Genomic DNA, 18177 nt, shown 5'->3' with positions numbered 1-18177 from the left:
CCGGGCTAAGCTTGAGGGTTGCACGAATTCCAGTCACGAGTCCGTGAATTGTGTGATGGTCAGAGCCCTTCGAACTCGCACAGAACGTGCACATCCATACCCAGATCTTCCAGCGCTTTGCGACCACCTAGTTCGGGCAAGTCGATGATGAATGCGCAAGAGATAATCTCGCCCCCCAGTCGTTCGATCAACTTGATGCCGGCGGCAGCGGTGCCGCCAGTAGCGAGCAGGTCGTCAACGACCAGAATTTTTTCACCCGGCTGGATGGCATCATCATGAATCTCAACGATAGCTTCGCCATATTCCAGCTTATAGTCTTGGCTGATCGTAGTGCCGGGCAGCTTGCCTTTCTTGCGAATTGGCACAAATCCAACGCTCAACTGATGTGCTATGGCACCGCCCAGAATGAAGCCGCGTGCCTCAAGACCCACGACCTTATCGATCCGCTCGCCCGCATAGGGGTGCAGCATCTGGTCGATTGCCATACGAAACCCGCGCGGATCAGCAAACAGGGTGGTGACGTCCCGGAACATGATCCCATCATGCGGGAAATCGACAATGGTCCGAATGTAATCCTTGACCGTTTTGTTTCTGGACATGGGCCACCCCTTTGGCATCAAACACGCAGGGGTGTTTGACCCATCAAAGTCGGTCATGCAAGAAAACTTTGGCGCCTGCGGCTACTTGCGGCGGCGGCCGATGGCGTTTGGCAGGCCATGGTAACGAAACTGAGCATTCGAAAGCCACGAGTTGCGCGGTTTACGTCAGCCACGCACAATCCGCCGGTTCATCCGGGCGTTCATGAAGGAAAATGCCAAAGACTGACCTTAGGCAGGGCGGCGCAATACAGCTGTAGCGACGCCCATCCCGATCAGAGTCAGCCCTCCAAACCGGGTCATGGCAGTGATGACGTTTGTACGTCCGATCATGCGGCGCAGCCGATCCGCCAGCAGCGCATAGGCGAGTGCGTTTAGCCCGGCGAGACCGACGAAGGTGGCGATCAGTATTGCGAATTGCAGCCCCAACGGATCAGTCGGGCGCAGGAACTGCGGTACAAACGCGATGAAGAAAGCGATTGATTTCGGGTTCAGCGCGGTGACGGCGGCGGCATGGCCAAAGACGCTGCGGGCGGTGACATTTCGTTCAGTCTCAATAGCCTGTAAACCACCAGAAGGTGCGCTGCGAAGAAGTTTGATGCCCAGCCAAATCAGATAAACAGCACCCACCCATTTCAGCACAGTGAACAGGGTAGCCGAGGCCAATACCAACGCGCCCAGCCCCAACAGCGATGCAGTCATCGCCACCAGATCTCCCAAAGCCACACCAGTTGCCGAGGCAACCGCAACGCTGCGCCCTTTCGACAGCGCATAGCTGAGAACCAGCAGAACCGTCGGCCCGGGGATCAGCAGCAGAGCGGTCGATGCGGCCACAAAGGCGAGCCAGAGTTCAAGTGACATTGGAAATCCTATCGATGCGTCGCCCACACCAAGCCTTGCCGCAACGGCGAGGTCAAGCCTTTGCGTGTTCTGTTAGGCGGCGCATCACCGTCTCTAATGGTCCGTGCTTGAATTTACTGAACCAAAACAGGGCAAATAGTGACGACAAGACACAGAAGTACAGTGCGTACATCGCGATTTGCGGCGCGCTCAGCGATCCGTTTAGCAGTCCGAGTTCTTCCAGCAGCCCCATTCCAATCAGGATATGGGCCATATAAAGCGTCAGGCTTTGTCGTCCCGGTGCGGTCAGAAACGTCGCGATCCCACTCCGCTCGATCATTGGCCAGAGCTTCAATAACAACCCGATCACCATACAGGCGGTCCCAGTCCCCGCCATTATGTAGAATGGGCCGGGCGGGATCGACTCGGTCCCCAAATAGGCCGCCAATTCCGGGTCTGATGTTAACATCTGCGGAAACAGAGCCAGCACCGCTGCGCCAAAGCCCCACATGATCAATCGATGCTGAATGCAAAGGGTATGAATGTCAGACCGCCCGATCGCCATTCCTATCAATAGGAATGCTGCCCATGGCAAGACCGGATGCCAGCCGTTGAAAAGTGCGTTGCGAATAAATCCGGACAAGCTCCAGAGATCGGTATACACCAGCGTTTCCCAATCCCAGCCCTGATCATAGTTGAAGATCAGGTTGGCGAATACTGTGAGGATCAGGATTCCCAACGCTCCCAGCCACAGCCCGCGTTTCGAAGTCGTCAGAAACGCGGCACCGACTACAAAGTAAAGCGCATAGAAATGCAGGATATCGGCGTCGAATATGGTCATATTCATGAGACCGATCACAAACAGAAATGCAGCTCTGCGTAGCAATAATCCTGCTGAGATACGTGACAATTCGATACCAATCCCGGCGAGAACTACGAATAAAGCAGCTGCGCGCCCTTCCAGCGCATCAATCAAAACAGAGGCCCAATCAGTGCCCGGAGCGACTTCGGCTGCGATACGGAAGTTAACCAACACCATACCGCAAAAGGCTAAAAAGCGGGCAGCATCCAGCGCGTCCAAACGTTTCATAACGCCTCTCTATGCTCGGGTTGGGTTGGCTAAGTGTATGCCTTTTTGTCGATAATTGGCTTCAACATGGCGTGGCATCAGGGCAATTCAACTGCCGCTATCTCAAACGCCAGGGGTTCTTGCATTGCGGCAACAGATTTAAGATTGGATGAAGCTTGGCTCATGCATCTTGAAACGCGCTTAAGACTTCCCACACTCGAAGTGCGACCAAAGGAGGGGGCAATGGTTCAAACACAACATGCAGATACTAAGACAAGTTCCAGCCACTTTGGCGTTGAGCGTGTAAAAAACATTCTGGTTGGGCTGCTGCTGACCGGTGCGATCATCTATACAGGCATCGTCGGTTACATGTTTCTTAACCAGCAATCCCTGCTTTACAGACCCGATGGTGAATTGCCCGACCCGTCCAGCGTTGGATTGGCAGATGTTGAGATGCAATCGGTCCCGATGACCGATGGCACAGTGCTGACAGTCTGGGCCGCGCCGGCTGCGGTGCAGGATGCACCGACAGTCCTGTTTTTCCACGGCCAAAGCGGCAATCTGGGTGATCGCGCTGATCGTTTGCGCAAAATTCTCAACTCAGGCTATGGCTTGCTGGCCCCCAGCTATCGTGGCTTTCCGGGCAGCGAGGGTGAGCCTTCGGAATTGGCCTTGATCTCTGATGGCGTGCAACTGTTCGACCGGCTGACCGGAAAGGGTGAAGCCGTTGTTTTGCACGGACAAAGCCTCGGCACCGGCATCGCGGCCGCCGTTGCTGCTGAGCGCCCCGAGGCGGAATTGCTTGTGCTCGAAGCTCCATTCACTGCAACCGTCGATGTCGCTGCAGAACGCTATCCGTTTCTTCCTGTCTCTGCCCTGATGAAGGATCAGTTTGCCACCCGCGAACTGATCGAACAGATCACGGTGCCGACGTTGATCTTTCACGGCACCGAGGATGAAACCATCCCGCTGCACCACGGACAGGCTCTGGCCGAGATGTCTGATAGCGCGCAGCTTTACGTGATCCCGGACGGAACCCACAACAATCTGTGGTCATATGGCCTGTGGGACGAGGTGCAAAAGAACCTGTCTCAGAACTGAGATCATAGGACCCGCCCAGCCACCGCATCCAGCTTGGCCAGCAGCGCCGGGTCTCTCTTTTCTGGCGCAGTCAGGATGGCATATTCCAGCGCCCGGTCGCAGCCATGCGGGCAGGGCACACGTTCGGCCCCCAATAAGGCGGGCAGGCCTTTGACCAGCGCCCGGCCTTTCTCGGCGTTGCCGGTCAGCGTGGCGATGATTGCGGTTACGTCGACCTCGCCGTGGTCCGGGTGCCAGCTGTCATAATCGGTGACCATGGCAATCGAGGCATAACAAAGCTCGGCCTCGCGGGCGAGTTTCGCCTCGGGCATGTTGGTCATGCCGATCACATCACAGCCCCAGTGCTCGCGATACATCTTTGACTCTGCAAGTGAGGAAAACTGCGGCCCCTCCATCGCCAGATAAGTGCCGCCCCGATGGATATTGATGCCTGCGGCTTTGCCAGCTGTCTCGCAGGCATCCGACAGGCGTGGGCAAGTTGGATGGGCAACGCTCACATGGGCGACGCAGCCGGTTCCGAAAAAGCTCTTTTCGCGGGCAAATGTCCGGTCGATGAACTGATCCACGATCACGAAATCACCCGGCGCCATAGGTTCGCGGAATGACCCGCAGGCCGACACCGAAATCACATCCGTTACGCCCAGCCGCTTCAACGCGTCGATATTGGCGCGATAGGGCACTTCGGTTGGTGAATGAACATGGCCGCGCCCGTGACGCGGCAGAAAGGCCATCTCAATGCCGTCCAGTGACCCGGTCAGAATCTGATCTGAGGGATCGCCCCATGGTGTCTCCACAGTGACCCATTCGGCATTTTCCAGACCATCGATGTCATAGATACCCGATCCTCCGATGACGGCGATTTTTGTTTGGGTCACGTTTGCTCTCCATTGAAAATATCTTCTTGGTGAGTTCTGCGGGCCACGGCCTCTTTTGACAAGTAGGTTCAACGGTTTGTGTGCACCTGCGTCAAGCTATGCGCCGGGCGCATATCAGGGTCCCGCTTAGCGCAGTATCTCGAGGCTGGTTTGACCGCTAGAAGGCCCCTTTCGCGCGAACAAAACCGACCAACAGGACCGATCCATGCCCCGAGCCATGCTGGCAAGCTTTGCCAATCGTATAGCCAAACCCGATCTGCGCTGGGTCCCGGATGAGGGATTGACCTTTTCCCGCATGCGGATCGAGTTGCTGTCCGGTCTCACCGTCGCCTTGGCGCTGGTCCCCGAAGCCGTGGCCTTTGCCTTTGTCGCCGGGGTGCACCCTCTGGTCGGGCTTTACGCGGCGTTTCTGGTCGGTCTGATCACTGCTTTGATCGGCGGTCGCCCCGGCATGATCTCGGGCGCAACCGGGGCGCTAGCGGTTGTCATGGTCGCACTGGTCGCGCAGCACGGGGTCGAATACCTGTTCGCAACGGTGGTGCTGATGGGGATCATGCAGATTATCGCAGGAGCAATGCACTGGGGCCGGTTCATCCGCCTTGTGCCGCATCCGGTGATGCTGGGCTTTGTGAACGGTCTGGCGATCGTGATCTTTCTGGCGCAGCTGGGGCAGTTCAAAGTGCCCGGAACCATGGAAAACACCGGCCACGGCATGGGTGGCGGCGAGTGGCTTTCAGGCATTCAGTTGTACACAATGCTGGGTCTGGTCGCTCTGACCATGGCTGTGATTTGGGTCATGCCCCGCATCACTCGCATCATTCCTGCACCTCTGGCCGGGATTTTTGTTGTCGCCGCTCTGGTCATTGGCATTGGGCTAGACGTCCCGCGTGTCGGCGATCTGGCATCGATCGAAGGCGGTTTGCCTAAATTCCATATCCCGATGGTTCCACTGAACTGGGAAACCTTTGAAATCATCCTGCCCTATGCGCTGATCCTTGCGGCAATCGGCCTGATCGAATCTCTGCTGACACTGAACCTTGTGGGTGAAATCACCGGCAAACGCGGCGGTGCTTCGCAGGAGTGCATCGCGCAAGGAACCGCCAACGTGGTCACTGGCTTTTTTGGCGGTATGGGTGGCTGTGCCATGATCGGCCAGTCGATGATCAACGTGAAATCCGGCGGACGCACCCGGATCGCTGGCATCGCTGCGGCACTGTTCCTGTTGTTGTTCATCCTCGTCGGCTCTCCGCTGATTGAACAAATACCGCTGGCTGCACTGGTGGGCGTGATGTTCATGGTGGTGATCGGCACCTTCGCCTGGAACTCGCTGAAGATCATGCGCAAGGTGCCTTTGATGGACGCGTTCGTGATTGTACTGGTGACAGTCGTGACTGTGATGGAAGACCTTGCAGTGGCTGTTGTGGTCGGGGTGATCGTCTCGGCATTGGCATACGCTTGGAATAACGCGAAACGCATCCATGCGGTCACGCGCGACTCGGAAACGGAAGAGGGCGCGAAGGTCTATGAGATTCAGGGCCCGCTGTTCTTTGGATCGTCCGAAGGATTCGTGGAACTGTTCGAGGTACAAAACGACCCCGAGACCGTCATTATCGATTTCGCCGCCAGCCGTGTGGTGGACCAATCCGCGCTGCAGGCCATCGAAAACATTGCTTCCAAATACGAGACGGCGGGCAAGCGGGTTATGCTGCGGCACCTCAGCCGCGACTGTCACACGCTACTGAACAAGGCCGGCCACCTGATGGTCGATAGCGATGATGACCCGGATTACGAACTGGCTGTCGATTATTCGGTTCGGACCGGAATTCTAGGTGGGCATTGAATACCGGAAAAGGCGGCCTGATTGGCCGCCTTATTTCTGCAAAGCGATCTTCTCCAATGCGTTGATATCACCCGAGAGCAGCGCTTCTTCGGCCTGTGCGATGGTATCAGCGGGCCAATCCCACCAGCGCAATGCTTGCAACCGCTCGATAACATGGCGATCAAAACGGAACCGTCGAACTTCCGCTGGATTACCGGTAACAATCGCATAGGGTGGAACCTCACCGCGCACGACCGAGCCTGCGCCGATGATTGCGCCATTTCCGATCCGTGCGCCGGGCAGGATCAGCGCCCCGAAACCGATCCAGACATCGTGCCCAATAACCGTGTCACGTGTGTCAGGTTGGTAGCCTGTCATGCGATCCGGATTGAAGATTGGAAACGGAAAGCAGGTCAACCCATCGGTCGCGTGGTTTGCTGAAGCGGTGATAAACCTTACCCCATGAGCGATCTGGCAGAACTTGCCGAGCACCAGTTTTTCTTCCGAAAAGGGAAACAGATACGGTGCAAGCCGCTGCGCCCAGTCCTGCGGCGCATCGAAGTCAGAGGCATACGTGTAAGCTCCAGCCTCGAACCGGGGATGATCGACGGCCTGAGATAAGAATACCGTTCCTTTGAGGCTAGAGCCGTCGGGTAGAGAGATCGGATATCTGCGAAGAGGATCGGGCAGCGGCATCAGTCATCCGGTCGTGAAAGGCTGAACAAATCTGTCACTACAGAATAGTCCCGATATCCCAGCCGCGCGAGGGGATTGAACGAGGTCACATCAAACTTGCCATCGCGAATATGGTCGTCCTGCAGGTGAATGCCGGTGACCTCTCCGAATACCACTCGATTTGCCTCACCCGGTAGGGTCACGATCCGCGTCAGTTTGCATTCCAGCGCTGCGGGTGCGCCTTCGACGCGCGAGCAGGCGATCGTTTCGCATTCAATCGGGGTCAGCCCGGCATGGGCGAACTCGTCAATGTGCTTTGCCAGACCTTCCGAGCTGGCATTCATCTCGTCACGATGCGCATGGGCTACGACGTTCACGCAGAACACGCCGGTTGCCTCGATATTGGCGATGCTGTCCTTGCCGCCGTCCTGATCGTGCTTTGTGCCCGTTGTGGCAAACATCACCTGGGGCGGCGTGTAGGCGACGCCGTTAAAGAAGGAATAGGGGGCCAGATTGTTAATTCCATCCGCATCGCGCGTTGAAATCCAGCCAATCGGGCGCGGCGTGATGATGGCGTTGAAGGGATTGTGCGGCAGGCCGTGGCCGTCTTCGGGGCGATAGAACATAAGATCTCCAAGCGTTTGCCCAAGGCGTATCGAAGTGCTAGGGCGAATTCCAGCAAGGAAAAGAGGACGCGCGTGCAGCAATTCAGGATCAGGCCGGAAGAGCCAGAGGACTGGTGGGAGGTCGAGGCACTATATGACCTGTGCTTTGCACCGGGGCGCGAGGCACTGTCGTCCTATCGGCTGCGCGATGACGTGCCTCCGGTTGCCGGGCTATCGCAGGTTGCGCGCGATGGGCAGGGTATTCTGGCGGGCGCGATCCGGTTTTGGCCCGTACACATAGAAGATCACGACGCATTGCTGCTAGGTCCGGTGGCCGTGCATCCAACCCATCAGGGAGAGGGGCTGGGCGGCTATCTGATCCACCAGGGCGTTGAAGCCGGGCGCGCCAAAGGCTGGGATCGTGTCATGTTGGTGGGTGATGCGCCCTATTATGCGCGATTTGGTTTCAATCGGCTCACCGGTGTTGAGATGCCCCCACCCACCAACCCGGATCGCGTGCTTGGGTTAGAGCTAATCCCCGGAGTTTGGTCTGGAATCCAAGGAGTTGTCACCCGCTGGACGCGCTGACCCATTGAAAATCCGCCGCAAAGTGCCGATGTTTTCAGAACAGGAGGGCACAGATGCAGGACGTTGTTCTTGTCGAAAAACTCGATCCCGAGGCCGAACTTGACCGGCTGGCGCAACTTTATGGCTCGGCAGGTGGTGCGGGGGTAAACCTTTTGAACAAATTGGGTGGGTCTGCAGAATCCCTGCTGGATCAGCTGCCAAAACCAGTGCGGGAAGGACTGACCGAAGCAACCGAACAGGCGCTTTGGCTGGCCATGCATGCCGCCGAAGGCACGCGCCGGGCGGTGCCGGATCAGAAACCTTGGGTCAATACGGCGCTGACTACCGCCATGGGCGCAGCCGGAGGCCTGGGCGGCGTGTCAACAGCTTTGGTTGAACTGCCCGCGACCACAGCAATGATGCTACGTGCCATCCAAGGCGCGGCAGCACGCGAAGGGTTCGATCCGAAGGCTGAAAACGTGAAATTCGACTCGATCCGGGTGCTGTCAGCCGCAGGACCGCTGGCCGAGGATGATGGGGCTGATCTGGGCTTTTTCTCGATGCGTTTGACCCTGACGGGGCCAACCATGCAGCGCCTGATTGCGCTGGTTGCTCCGCGATTGTCGGTCGTGCTGGGCCAGAAGCTCGCGGCGCAGTCCGTACCGCTGCTTGGTGCGTTTGCCGGGGGTGGCACGAACTTTATTTATACCCGCTACTATCAGCAGATCGCGCAGGTGCATTTCGGGCTCCGTCGATTGGCAATTGACGCCGACATCCCTCATGACGAGTTGGTGCGCCGATTGTCGGGACGGATGGACCTTAGGCAAGGAACTTTCCCGTAATGCTTGGCAGATTCCACCAGATATGATAAATATCACTTTATAAACCGCAACATAAGCGGAGCGAGCAGTAGGTATGAACCGTGTTTGACGGGCGCAGTGGTGTGGCTAGCAGGCTTTCGGCAGAGGGGCTTTCTCTGTCCGGGGCGCTGCCTGTGTTTACCCAATCTGCTGCACTTTGTTATCGCATCAAATGTGGTGCGCCTGAAATTTTGTTGATCACGACCCGTCGGGCGCAACGCTGGATCATTCCAAAAGGGTGGCTCATCAACGGGCTATCTGCGCCAGAAACTGCCGCGCGGGAGGCCTGGGAAGAGGCGGGCGTGCTTGGAAAATGTGGAACTGAAAGTCTGGGCCGATTTGCATACGTAAAGAAGCGATCTAACAATGCTTCTGCGTTGTGTCTGGTCGATGTTTTTCCGCTGTATGTACAGCAAATGGAAACTCGTTTCCCCGAGGCCGGTAAACGCAGAAGGAAGTGGTATTCGCCTGAAAAAGCATCGGCGAAGGTGTCATCCCCTGAGCTTGCTGCACTTTTGGACGGATTCGGCGGCCATTCGCACTAGTGGGTCAAGATCAAGACTTGATATTGCCTTGTTGGTCGGTATCTATTCGCCAACCGTAAACTGGAAACACCATGATTCAATACGCATTGAAATGTAGCCAAGGCCACAGCTTTGATAGCTGGTTCCAATCAGCCGCTGCGTTTGACAAGTTGGCAAACACCGGGTTGGTCACCTGCGCCGTTTGTGGTTGCGATCAGGTGGAAAAGGCGATCATGACACCGCGGGTTCGGCCTGCACGAGATACCGTTGCCAATACAACTCCGGCGCCGACGCCAGCGCCAACAGATGAGATCAATATGGCAAAACCTTCGCCCGAGATCCAAGAAGTGTTGAGCGAACTGCGTCGCAAGGTCGAAGAAAACTCTGACTATGTCGGCAAGGATTTCGCCAGCGAGGCGCGCAAAATACATTTGGGTGATGCGCCCGAGCGCGCCATCTATGGTGAGGCACAGCCCGAAGAGGCGCAGTCACTGATCGAAGATGGCGTGCCCGTCGCGCCACTGCCGTTTGTCCCCAGCCGTAAGACCAACTGACAAATGCATATCGTTATTACTGGCGCGAACCGGGGGATCGGAAAAACCCTGGCGGATCGATACCGTGCCGCAGGCCAAGAAGTGATAGGGACGTCGCGAGACGGCAGTGCCGACATCGTATTAGATGTCACAGATCCGGCCCATCACTCGGCGATGGCCGAGCTATTACAAGGTCGCCCGATCGATCTTCTGATCTGCAATGCGGGTGTGTATCTGGACAAAGGTCACGACTTTAACGGTTATCCCGCCGAGATGTGGGCGCAGAGCTTCGCCACCAATGTGACCGGCGTGTTCCTGACTATTCAATCACTATTGCCGAACCTGCGTGCGGGGCGGGGACGAATTGCGATTGTCTCTTCTCAGATGGCATCACATACGCGCGCACCCGGTGGCAGCTATATCTATCGTGCTTCAAAAGCAGCGGTTCTGAACCTGGGTCGCAACCTTGCGTCGGATCTACAGGCAGATGGAATCGCGGTCGGAATCTATCATCCGGGCTGGGTGCAGACCGATATGGGCGGAACCAGCGCAGAGATCAGCGTAGATCAAGCGGCGGATGGCCTGATCGAGCGCTTTGCGGCGCTTTCGCTCGACACCACCGGTTGTTTTGAAACCTGGGACGGTCGCGCACACCCTTACTGAGTGTTCAAGGCCGCTTTGGGGAGTTCGTAGACTTCTCCGGGCTCGATGAAAATTACCATTATGTCGCCGCGTGTTTCATATGTCAGATTCGATGTCGAACTGCTGGAATCAGGCACGCCCTTGGTAAAATAGATCCGCCGCACCTCGCCGGTGTTCAACTGTACCGCCAGCGTTGCGGTTCCATCTTCACGCTTGCGCAATTCGGCAGGGCAGCTGGCCAGCGTGTCACCCGCCAAAGCCGCGCACGGTACCGTGCCCAGTGAATTCTCACCATCCGTTCCCGACAGGGTGGCCACTTGGGCATTGGCAGCGGTTGAGATCAGAGACAGGGCAAGGGCAAAGCGGAACATGGAAATCCTCTTGGAATAAGATGTTGATGGAACGCTTACATCACGTGCGATCAAAGTAAAGCACTGCTGCGCAGACTTTGCCCACTTGCCCTTACGCCCCCCCTCGCATAAGACGCACGGGATCAGAAATTCAAGGCGCGGAGACTTTGGCCTCATGCCCGTACTCGTGATGAAATTCGGCGGCACGTCGGTCGCCAATCTGGACCGGATCCGCCGTGCTGCAAAACGGGTCGGTGTCGAGGTCGCCAAGGGCTACGACGTGATCGTCATCGTTTCGGCCATGTCGGGTAAAACCAACGAGCTGGTAGGTTGGGTCGATGAAATCTCGCCCCTCTATGATGCGCGAGAATACGATGCCGTTGTCTCTTCGGGTGAAAATGTTACCGCAGGCCTGATGGCGTTGACGCTGCAAGAAATGGAAATCCCGGCGCGCAGTTGGCAGGGCTGGCAGGTGCCTCTGATCACGAACGGCGCCCATTCGGCTGCCCGGATCGAAGAGATCCCGCCGGAAAACATCACTCAGAAGTTTGGCGAAGGCATGCGTGTTGCGGTTGTCGCTGGCTTTCAGGGCATCAGCCCCGAAGGACGGATCACCACATTGGGTCGCGGTGGGTCTGATACCACCGCCGTGGCATTCGCTGCCGCGTTCGAGGCCGAGCGCTGCGATATCTACACAGATGTGGACGGCGTCTACACCACCGACCCGCGCATCTGTGAAAAGGCGCGCAAACTGGACAAGATCTCGTTCGAGGAAATGCTTGAACTGGCCTCGCTGGGGGCCAAAGTGCTGCAGACCCGCTCGGTCGAGTTGGCGATGCGTTACAAGGTGAAACTGCGCGTTCTCTCAAGCTTTGAGGAACAATCCGACGAGGCTGGTACGCTGGTCGTCGACGAGGAGGAAATCATGGAATCCAATGTAGTCTCGGGCGTGGCCTATTCACGGGATGAGGCAAAGATGACCGTTGTCTCGGTTGCCGACCGGCCCGGAATTGCCTCGATCATCTTCACTGCGCTCAGCGATGAAGGTATCAACGTTGACATGATCGTCCAGAATATCTCGGACGAAGGGCGTACCGACATGACGTTCTCCTGCCCGACCAATCAGGTTGCGCGTGCCGAAAAGGCCCTGCTGGCGATCAAGGAACAGGGTGAGCTGAACTATGCCGAACTGGTTGCTGACGAAGATGTCTGCAAGGTGTCGGTTGTGGGGATCGGCATGCGCTCGCAATCCGGTGTTGCGGCCAAGATGTTCAAGATTCTCTCGGATGAGGGGATCAACATCAAGGTCATTACAACCTCCGAGATAAAAATTTCCGTCCTGATCGACAGGAAATACATGGAACTTGCGGTTCAGGCACTGCATGATGCCTTTGAACTGGACAAGGCGGCCTGAGTTTTCAGCCACGTGTCCCGTCTGAAACCGTAACGTGGGTGGGCCATGGCGGAAGGCACGGAAACAGAATCTCGCAAGCTGCTGGGGCGGCTGCGCGAAGAAATGGCCAGCGAGGCCGCCGGTCAGGAACGTCTTGACCGGATCACGCATCTGATCGCAGACAGTACCGAACGCGAAGTGTGTTCGATCTATCTGTTCCGCGATGAAGATACGCTGGAGCTTTGCGCCACCGAAGGTTTATCACCCGAAGCCGTGCACCAGACCCGGATGCGCATGGGTGAGGGGCTGGTTGGGCGCGTCGCCAAGTACGGCAAGGTGGTCAACACCGCCGATGCGCCGTCAGCCAAGGGGTTCCGGTACATGCCGGAAACCGGCGAGGAACGTTATTCGTCGTTCCTGGGTGTCCCGGTGCAGCGCTTGGGCCAAAAGCTGGGCGTGTTGGTGGTGCAGTCACGGGACGCGCGTGAGTTTTCAGCGGATGAGGTCTATGCGCTGGAAGTGGTCGCGATGGTTCTGGCTGAAATGGCCGAACTGGGCGCGTTCGTGGGCGAAGGCGCAGCCTTGTCACCGCTTCATCAGCAGTCGGTGCAATTGAACGGGGGACCTGCGCAGGAAGGGTCTGCAGAAGGTCATGTCTGGCTGCACGAGCCCCGCGTCGTCGTCACCAACCCAATCGCCGAAGATCCGCATCGTGAGCGCGAGCGGCTGACCGAGGCCGTTGAAGAGCTACGCGTTGGCGTCGACAAGATGCTCGAGATTTCTCAGGGCGGCGACAAGGAGCAGTTGCAGGTTCTGGAAGCTTACCGGATGTTTGCCAACTCCAAGGGCTGGATGCGCCGGATGGAGGAAGACATCGCCCTTGGCCTCAGCGCCGAGGCGGCGGTCGAGAAAGAGCAATCCCAGGCTCGCGCCCGCATGGGGCAGGTCACCGATCCGTACTTGCGTGAACGGCTGGCGGATCTGGATGACCTCAGCAACCGGTTACTGCGGATTCTGACCGGTCAGGGCAATGGCAACGGGGCTGATCTACCGCCCGATCCGATCCTGATCGCCCGTAACATCGGCCCTGGAGACTTGCTGGAATATGGCCGATCGCTCAAAGGCATCGTGTTGGAAGAAGGCTCGGTTGGCAGCCATGCAACCATCGTGGCACGCGCTCTGGCGATCCCGCTGGTGGTGCATGTGGGCCGTATCACAACCGAAGCACTGAATGGTGATCACATTCTGGTTGATGGGGATAGCGGCGTTGTGCATCTGCGACCCGAAGACACCGTGGTCAGTGCCTTCCGCGACAAGATCGCTATGGAGGCTAAGGCGCAGGAACGCTACGCGTCGATCCGCGAAACACCGACGGTGACGCAGGATGGTGCGCGTATCAACATGGTGATGAACGCGGGTTTGATGGCCGATTTGCCATCACTGAATAACTCGGGTGCCGAAGGCGTGGGTCTGTTCCGCACCGAGCTGCAATTCCTGATCCGCAATCAGATGCCCAAGCGATCCGAGCTTGTAACGCAATACAAACGGGTCCTGGATGCGGCGGGCGAAAAGCGAGTGGTGTTCCGAACATTGGATATCGGGTCGGACAAGGTTCTGCCCTACATGAAGCATGTGGAAGAACCGAATCCGGCGCTGGGCTGGCGCGCAATTCGCGTCGGACTGGACAAACGCGGCGTGATGCGGATGCAGCTGCAGGCGCTGATCCGTGCCGCCGATGGACGACCCCTGACGGTCATGTTCCCGTTTGTCGCGCAGGCAGATGAATTCAGGGAAGCGCGCTGGGAGGTCAAGAAAACCATCGAACGTGAACGTCGGCTGGGTCACGTCTTGCCCGAAACACTCGAGGTTGGGGCGATGCTGGAAACGCCCTCGCTCGCCTTTGCGCCACAGAAGTTCTTTGACGAGGTGGGCTTTATCTCGATCGGTGGCAACGACTTGAAACAATTCTTCTTCGCCGCCGACCGCGAGAATGAGCTGGTGCGTCGTCGTTATGATACGTTGAACGTCAGCTTTCTGAGTTTTATCGAACGTATTGTGGAACGATGCGCGATTTCCGAAACTCCGCTTAGCTTCTGTGGTGAAGATGCCGGTCGCCCGGTCGAGGCGCTGTGCCTCGCTGCGATGGGTATTCGGACGCTGTCGATGCGCCCCGCTTCAATCGGGCCGGTCAAAAGCCTGATGCTGCGATCGAACCTTCAGGAAGTGCGCAAGATTATCGCCGATGCCCGCCATCGCGGCGAACAATCCGTGCGACCTGCGGTGATGGATTGGCTGCGGACACAATCCTGACCGGCCTTCTGCGATGTTGATTGTAAATCCGAGCTTGATTTTTGCGTTCGGGTTTCTTATTCAGCCGATGAATGTTAGCGATAACATGAATTATGACGCACATGCGTTAAGTCCCGGACTGAATCCTTGCCTAATCTGGCGGGGAAGTCGAAAGGAGCCTTGCAATGGTCTCACGCGTAATTCCGGTTGATCCGTTCGACCTTGTTTTGTTCGGCGCGACGGGCGATCTGGCGCAACGCAAGATCCTGCCGGGCCTGTATCACCGGTTCGAGGTCGGCCAGATGCCGGAGGATGCGCGCATCATCGGAACCGCCCGATCCGACATGGACAGTGATGGGTTCCGCGAACAGCTGCGTACTTCGATGCAAGAGTTTGCGCCAGGATTCAAAAAAGACACGCTTGATCGCTTTCTCTCTCGCGTCGATTATGTTCCGGTTGATGCACTGGGTGATGCGGGTTGGCCCGATTTGGCTAAGGCACTGCGTCCGGATGTGGTGCGCGCATTTTATTTGTCCGTCGGCCCAAGTCTCTTCTCAGGTATCGCACAACGTCTGAACGATAACGGACTGGCGACGCTGGACAGTCGTATCGTAGTCGAGAAACCTTTTGGTCACGATCTTGCATCAGCCAAAGCATTGAATGAGGGCCTGCGCGCCTGTTTCGAAGAGCATCAAATTTACCGTATCGACCATTATCTGGGTAAGGAAACCGTGCAGAACCTGATGGCCCTGCGCTTTGCCAACTCTCTATTCGAACCGCTCTGGAACGCCACCCATGTCGATCACGTCCAGATCACCGTGGCCGAAACCGTAGGCGTCGAAGGGCGCGGTGCTTATTACGATCAGTCCGGAGCAATGCGGGACATGATCCAGAACCATCTGGTTCAATTGCTGTGCCTGACGGCGATGGAACCGCCTTCGAAATTCTCACCCAACGCTGTGCGTGATGAGAAGGTCAAAGTGATCGAAGCGCTGGAGCCGGTGGAACCCAAGGATATCGCTCGTGGCCAGTACCGCACCGAAAAAGGGGGCGATGGCTATCTGGATCACGTCGGCAACCCCGCCAGCCGTACCGAAAGCTTTATTGCGCTCAAGGCCCATATTGGCAATTGGCGTTGGGCCGGAGTGCCATTCTATCTGCGCACGGGCAAGCGCCTGCGGGCGCGCGAATCCGAGATCGCGGTGTTTTTCCGCGACCCACCGCACACGATCTTCCCGAATGTTGGCCCTTTGCACGGCAACGTGTTGGTAATCCGCCTGCAACCGGACGAAGGCATCACGCTCCGCACCACCATCAAGGAACCGGGGCAGGGCGGGTTCCGCCTGTCCGATGTGGCGCTGGACATGAGCTTCGCCGACGCTTTGGGCGACGATGGCCAATCCCCTGACGCCTATGAGCGCCTGATCATGGATGTGATCCGAGGTGACCAGACCCTGTTCATGCGGGGTGACGAGGCCGAGGCCGCCTGGGCCTGGGTTGATCCCATCATTCACGGCTGGGAAGAGCGTGGCGACAAGCCCGCGAAATACGATCAGGGCAGCTCGGGGCCTGAAGAAGCATTGATGCTGATGCATCGTGACGGGCGTCGCTGGCGTCAGATCGGAGGATAATCATGGTCAACACAGTTATATCCGACGTCACCAAACGCATCATCGACCGCAGCGCTGACCTGCGCGGCCCGCATCTTGAGAGGATGGAACAGGCCCGGTCAAAAGGCCCAGCCCGCGCGCATCTGTCCTGCAGTGGCCAGGCCCATGCCTATGCGGGTGCTGGTGAGGACCAGGATTCCATGGCAACCGGCACTGCGGGAAACCTCGGCATCGTCACCGCCTATAACGATATGCTTTCAGCTCACCAGCCCTTCGAACGCTACCCCGGCCTGATCCGTGATGCGATCCGCGCAGAAGGCGGCACCGCGCAGGTTGCGGGCGGGGTTCCGGCAATGTGCGATGGCGTGACACAAGGTGAAGCGGGGATGGAACTGTCCCTGTTCTCGCGTGACGTGATCGCGCTGGCGACCGGTGTATCGCTCAGCCACAACACCTATGACGCAGCTGTGTTCCTTGGCGTCTGTGACAAGATTGTCCCCGGCCTGATCATCGGCGCGCAGGCGTTTGGCCATTTGCCAGCCGTCTTCCTACCCGCCGGTCCCATGACCAGCGGCCTGCCGAATGACGAAAAGGCCAAGATCCGCCAGAAATTCGCCGCCGGAGAAGTGGGCCGCGAGGAACTTATGAAGGCCGAAATGGCCGCCTATCACGGCCCTGGAACCTGTACGTTTTACGGCACCGCGAACACCAACCAGATGCTGATGGAGTTCATGGGCCTGCACCTGCCGGGCTCCAGCTTTATCAACCCCAACACGCCCCTGCGCGATGCGCTGACCGAAGAAGGCGCGCGCCGCGCCCTTTCCCTCAGTGCGTTGGGCAATCACTACACTCCCGTCTGCCAGATCCTTGATGAGCGTGCTTTCGTCAATGGCATCGTTGGCCTGATGGCCACCGGCGGATCCACCAACCTACTGATCCACCTGATCGCCATGGCGCGCGCGGGTGGGATCGTGCTGGACTGGGAGGATTTTTCGGACATCTCAGCCGTCGTGCCTCTGGTCGCGCGGGTCTATCCCAACGGTTTGGCTGATGTGAACCATTTCCACGCCGCTGGCGGGTTGGGCTTTGCCATCGGTACTCTGTTGGAAGACGGCCTTCTACACCCCGACACGCTCACCGTCGCCGGTCAGGGCCTGCACAACTACACTAAGGAACCGAAACTGAAAGACGGCGAATTGATCTGGGAAGATGGCGCGGGCCACAGCCTGAACGAAAAAATCGTTCGCCCCGCCAACGATCCATTCCAGCCCACCGGTGGTCTGTCGCGCCTGACCGGCAATCTGGGCACGGGCGTCATGAAGGTCTCGGCCGTTGCGCCCGAACACCAAGTGGTCGAAGCACCCGTGCGTGTGTTCCACGACCAGAACGCCGTGAAAGCCGCGTTCAAGGCCGGAGAATTCACCGATGACGTTATCGTCGTCGTCCGCTTCCAAGGCCCCAAGGCCAATGGCATGCCCGAGCTCCACTCTCTGACGCCGATCTTGTCAATCCTGCAGGGCAGGGGGCAGAAAGTGGCTCTGGTCACTGATGGCCGGATGTCCGGTGCCTCTGGCAAGGTTCCCGCTGCCATCCATGTTTGCCCCGAGGCGCTGGACGGCGGAGCCATCGCCTATCTGCAGGACGGTGATCTTTTGCGCGTCGATGCGATCAAGGGCGAGTTGGAAATCCTGACCCCCGGCGTTCTCGACCGTGCACCTGCTACTGCAGACCTCACTGCAAACCAACACGGCGTTGGCCGTGATCTCTTCGGCGCCTTCCGTCAGAATGTCGGCTCAGCCGACACCGGCGCCAGCATTTTCGGAGTGTAA

General features: G+C 57.8%; 18 protein-coding genes. 11 read left to right on the top strand and 7 right to left on the bottom strand.

Features of this window, described 5'->3' with window-relative positions; translation table 11 throughout:
• Positions 1-59: 59 nt before the first annotated feature.
• The 3 genes from ACR0JR_RS20715 to ACR0JR_RS20705 all read right to left on the bottom strand — a co-directional run bounded on the left by ACR0JR_RS20715 (position 60) and on the right by ACR0JR_RS20705 (position 2526).
• A complete protein-coding gene (locus tag ACR0JR_RS20715) occupies positions 60-599 on the bottom strand; it encodes an adenine phosphoribosyltransferase (RefSeq protein WP_170541570.1) in 540 nt (179 codons plus the stop codon).
• Positions 600-827: 228 nt separating this feature from the next.
• On the bottom strand, positions 828-1457 hold the full coding sequence (locus ACR0JR_RS20710) for a LysE family translocator (protein WP_480457881.1): 630 nt from the start codon (positions 1455-1457) through the stop codon (positions 828-830).
• Between the two features lie 52 nt (positions 1458-1509).
• Entirely contained in the window at positions 1510-2526 is a 1017-nt protein-coding gene (locus tag ACR0JR_RS20705) for a DUF418 domain-containing protein (protein WP_480457879.1), read from the bottom strand.
• A gap of 222 nt (positions 2527-2748) precedes the next feature.
• On the opposite strand from ACR0JR_RS20705, the gene ACR0JR_RS20700 reads away from it, so the two are divergent.
• Positions 2749-3606: an alpha/beta hydrolase gene (locus tag ACR0JR_RS20700; RefSeq protein ID WP_480457878.1), complete on the top strand. Its 858-nt coding sequence runs from the start codon at positions 2749-2751 to the stop codon at positions 3604-3606.
• A 2-nt stretch (positions 3607-3608) separates the two neighbouring features.
• Here the strand turns inward: ACR0JR_RS20700 and ACR0JR_RS20695 are convergent, their stop codons facing one another.
• Positions 3609-4481 carry an S-methyl-5'-thioadenosine phosphorylase gene (locus ACR0JR_RS20695; RefSeq protein ID WP_480457876.1) on the bottom strand — a complete coding sequence of 291 codons (873 nt, stop codon included), beginning with the start codon at positions 4479-4481 and terminating at the stop codon, positions 3609-3611.
• Positions 4482-4686: 205 nt separating this feature from the next.
• On the opposite strand from ACR0JR_RS20695, the gene ACR0JR_RS20690 reads away from it, so the two are divergent.
• Positions 4687-6321: a SulP family inorganic anion transporter gene (locus tag ACR0JR_RS20690; protein WP_480457875.1), complete on the top strand. Its 1635-nt coding sequence runs from the start codon at positions 4687-4689 to the stop codon at positions 6319-6321.
• A 30-nt stretch (positions 6322-6351) separates the two neighbouring features.
• Here the strand turns inward: ACR0JR_RS20690 and ACR0JR_RS20685 are convergent, their stop codons facing one another.
• The gene (locus tag ACR0JR_RS20685; protein WP_480457873.1) at positions 6352-6996 is read right to left on the bottom strand and encodes a CatB-related O-acetyltransferase; all 645 of its coding nucleotides are present in this window, start codon (positions 6994-6996) and stop codon (positions 6352-6354) included.
• Entirely contained in the window at positions 6996-7601 is a 606-nt protein-coding gene (locus tag ACR0JR_RS20680; protein ID WP_480457872.1) for a flavin reductase family protein, read from the bottom strand. Before ACR0JR_RS20680 ends, ACR0JR_RS20685 begins: the two co-directional genes overlap by 1 nt.
• Before the next feature lie 72 nt (positions 7602-7673).
• Between ACR0JR_RS20680 and ACR0JR_RS20675 the strand changes: the two genes are divergently transcribed.
• The 5 genes from ACR0JR_RS20675 (at position 7674) to ACR0JR_RS20655 (ending at position 10727) form a co-directional block, all read left to right on the top strand.
• Positions 7674-8168, top strand: coding sequence for a GNAT family N-acetyltransferase (locus ACR0JR_RS20675; RefSeq protein ID WP_010441688.1), 495 nt, complete (start codon positions 7674-7676; stop codon positions 8166-8168).
• Positions 8169-8221: 53 nt separating this feature from the next.
• Positions 8222-8989 (top strand): EcsC family protein, encoded by a 768-nt coding sequence (locus ACR0JR_RS20670; RefSeq protein ID WP_480457870.1) that lies wholly within the window; start codon positions 8222-8224, stop codon positions 8987-8989.
• A gap of 101 nt (positions 8990-9090) precedes the next feature.
• Positions 9091-9552: an NUDIX hydrolase gene (locus ACR0JR_RS20665; protein ID WP_260023036.1), complete on the top strand. Its 462-nt coding sequence runs from the start codon at positions 9091-9093 to the stop codon at positions 9550-9552.
• Positions 9553-9623: 71 nt separating this feature from the next.
• Entirely contained in the window at positions 9624-10085 is a 462-nt protein-coding gene (locus tag ACR0JR_RS20660) for a DUF1178 family protein (protein WP_170779378.1), read from the top strand.
• A gap of 3 nt (positions 10086-10088) precedes the next feature.
• Entirely contained in the window at positions 10089-10727 is a 639-nt protein-coding gene (locus ACR0JR_RS20655) for an SDR family NAD(P)-dependent oxidoreductase (protein WP_480457867.1), read from the top strand.
• Here ACR0JR_RS20655 and ACR0JR_RS20650 read toward each other — a convergent pair.
• Entirely contained in the window at positions 10721-11077 is a 357-nt protein-coding gene (locus ACR0JR_RS20650; protein WP_480457865.1) for a hypothetical protein, read from the bottom strand. The genes ACR0JR_RS20655 and ACR0JR_RS20650 overlap by 7 nt on opposite strands.
• 154 nt (positions 11078-11231) lie before the next feature.
• Here ACR0JR_RS20650 and ACR0JR_RS20645 point away from each other — a divergent pair, with 154 nt between their 5' ends.
• The 4 genes from ACR0JR_RS20645 (at position 11232) to edd (ending at position 18177) form a co-directional block, all read left to right on the top strand.
• Positions 11232-12470, top strand: a complete 1239-nt coding sequence (locus tag ACR0JR_RS20645) for an aspartate kinase (RefSeq protein ID WP_480457862.1) — start codon at positions 11232-11234, stop codon at positions 12468-12470.
• 45 nt (positions 12471-12515) lie between these two features.
• Complete coding sequence (ptsP, locus tag ACR0JR_RS20640) at positions 12516-14759, top strand: phosphoenolpyruvate--protein phosphotransferase (protein ID WP_010441695.1); 2244 nt, start codon at positions 12516-12518, stop codon at positions 14757-14759.
• Positions 14760-14923: 164 nt separating this feature from the next.
• Positions 14924-16369, top strand: a complete 1446-nt coding sequence (gene zwf / locus ACR0JR_RS20635; protein WP_170473200.1) for a glucose-6-phosphate dehydrogenase — start codon at positions 14924-14926, stop codon at positions 16367-16369.
• A gap of 2 nt (positions 16370-16371) precedes the next feature.
• Complete coding sequence (gene edd / locus ACR0JR_RS20630; RefSeq protein WP_480457860.1) at positions 16372-18177, top strand: phosphogluconate dehydratase; 1806 nt, start codon at positions 16372-16374, stop codon at positions 18175-18177.

This window comes from Ruegeria sp. AA3 (assembly GCF_056542905.1).
This window is presented reverse-complemented; position numbering and strand designations above follow the sequence as displayed.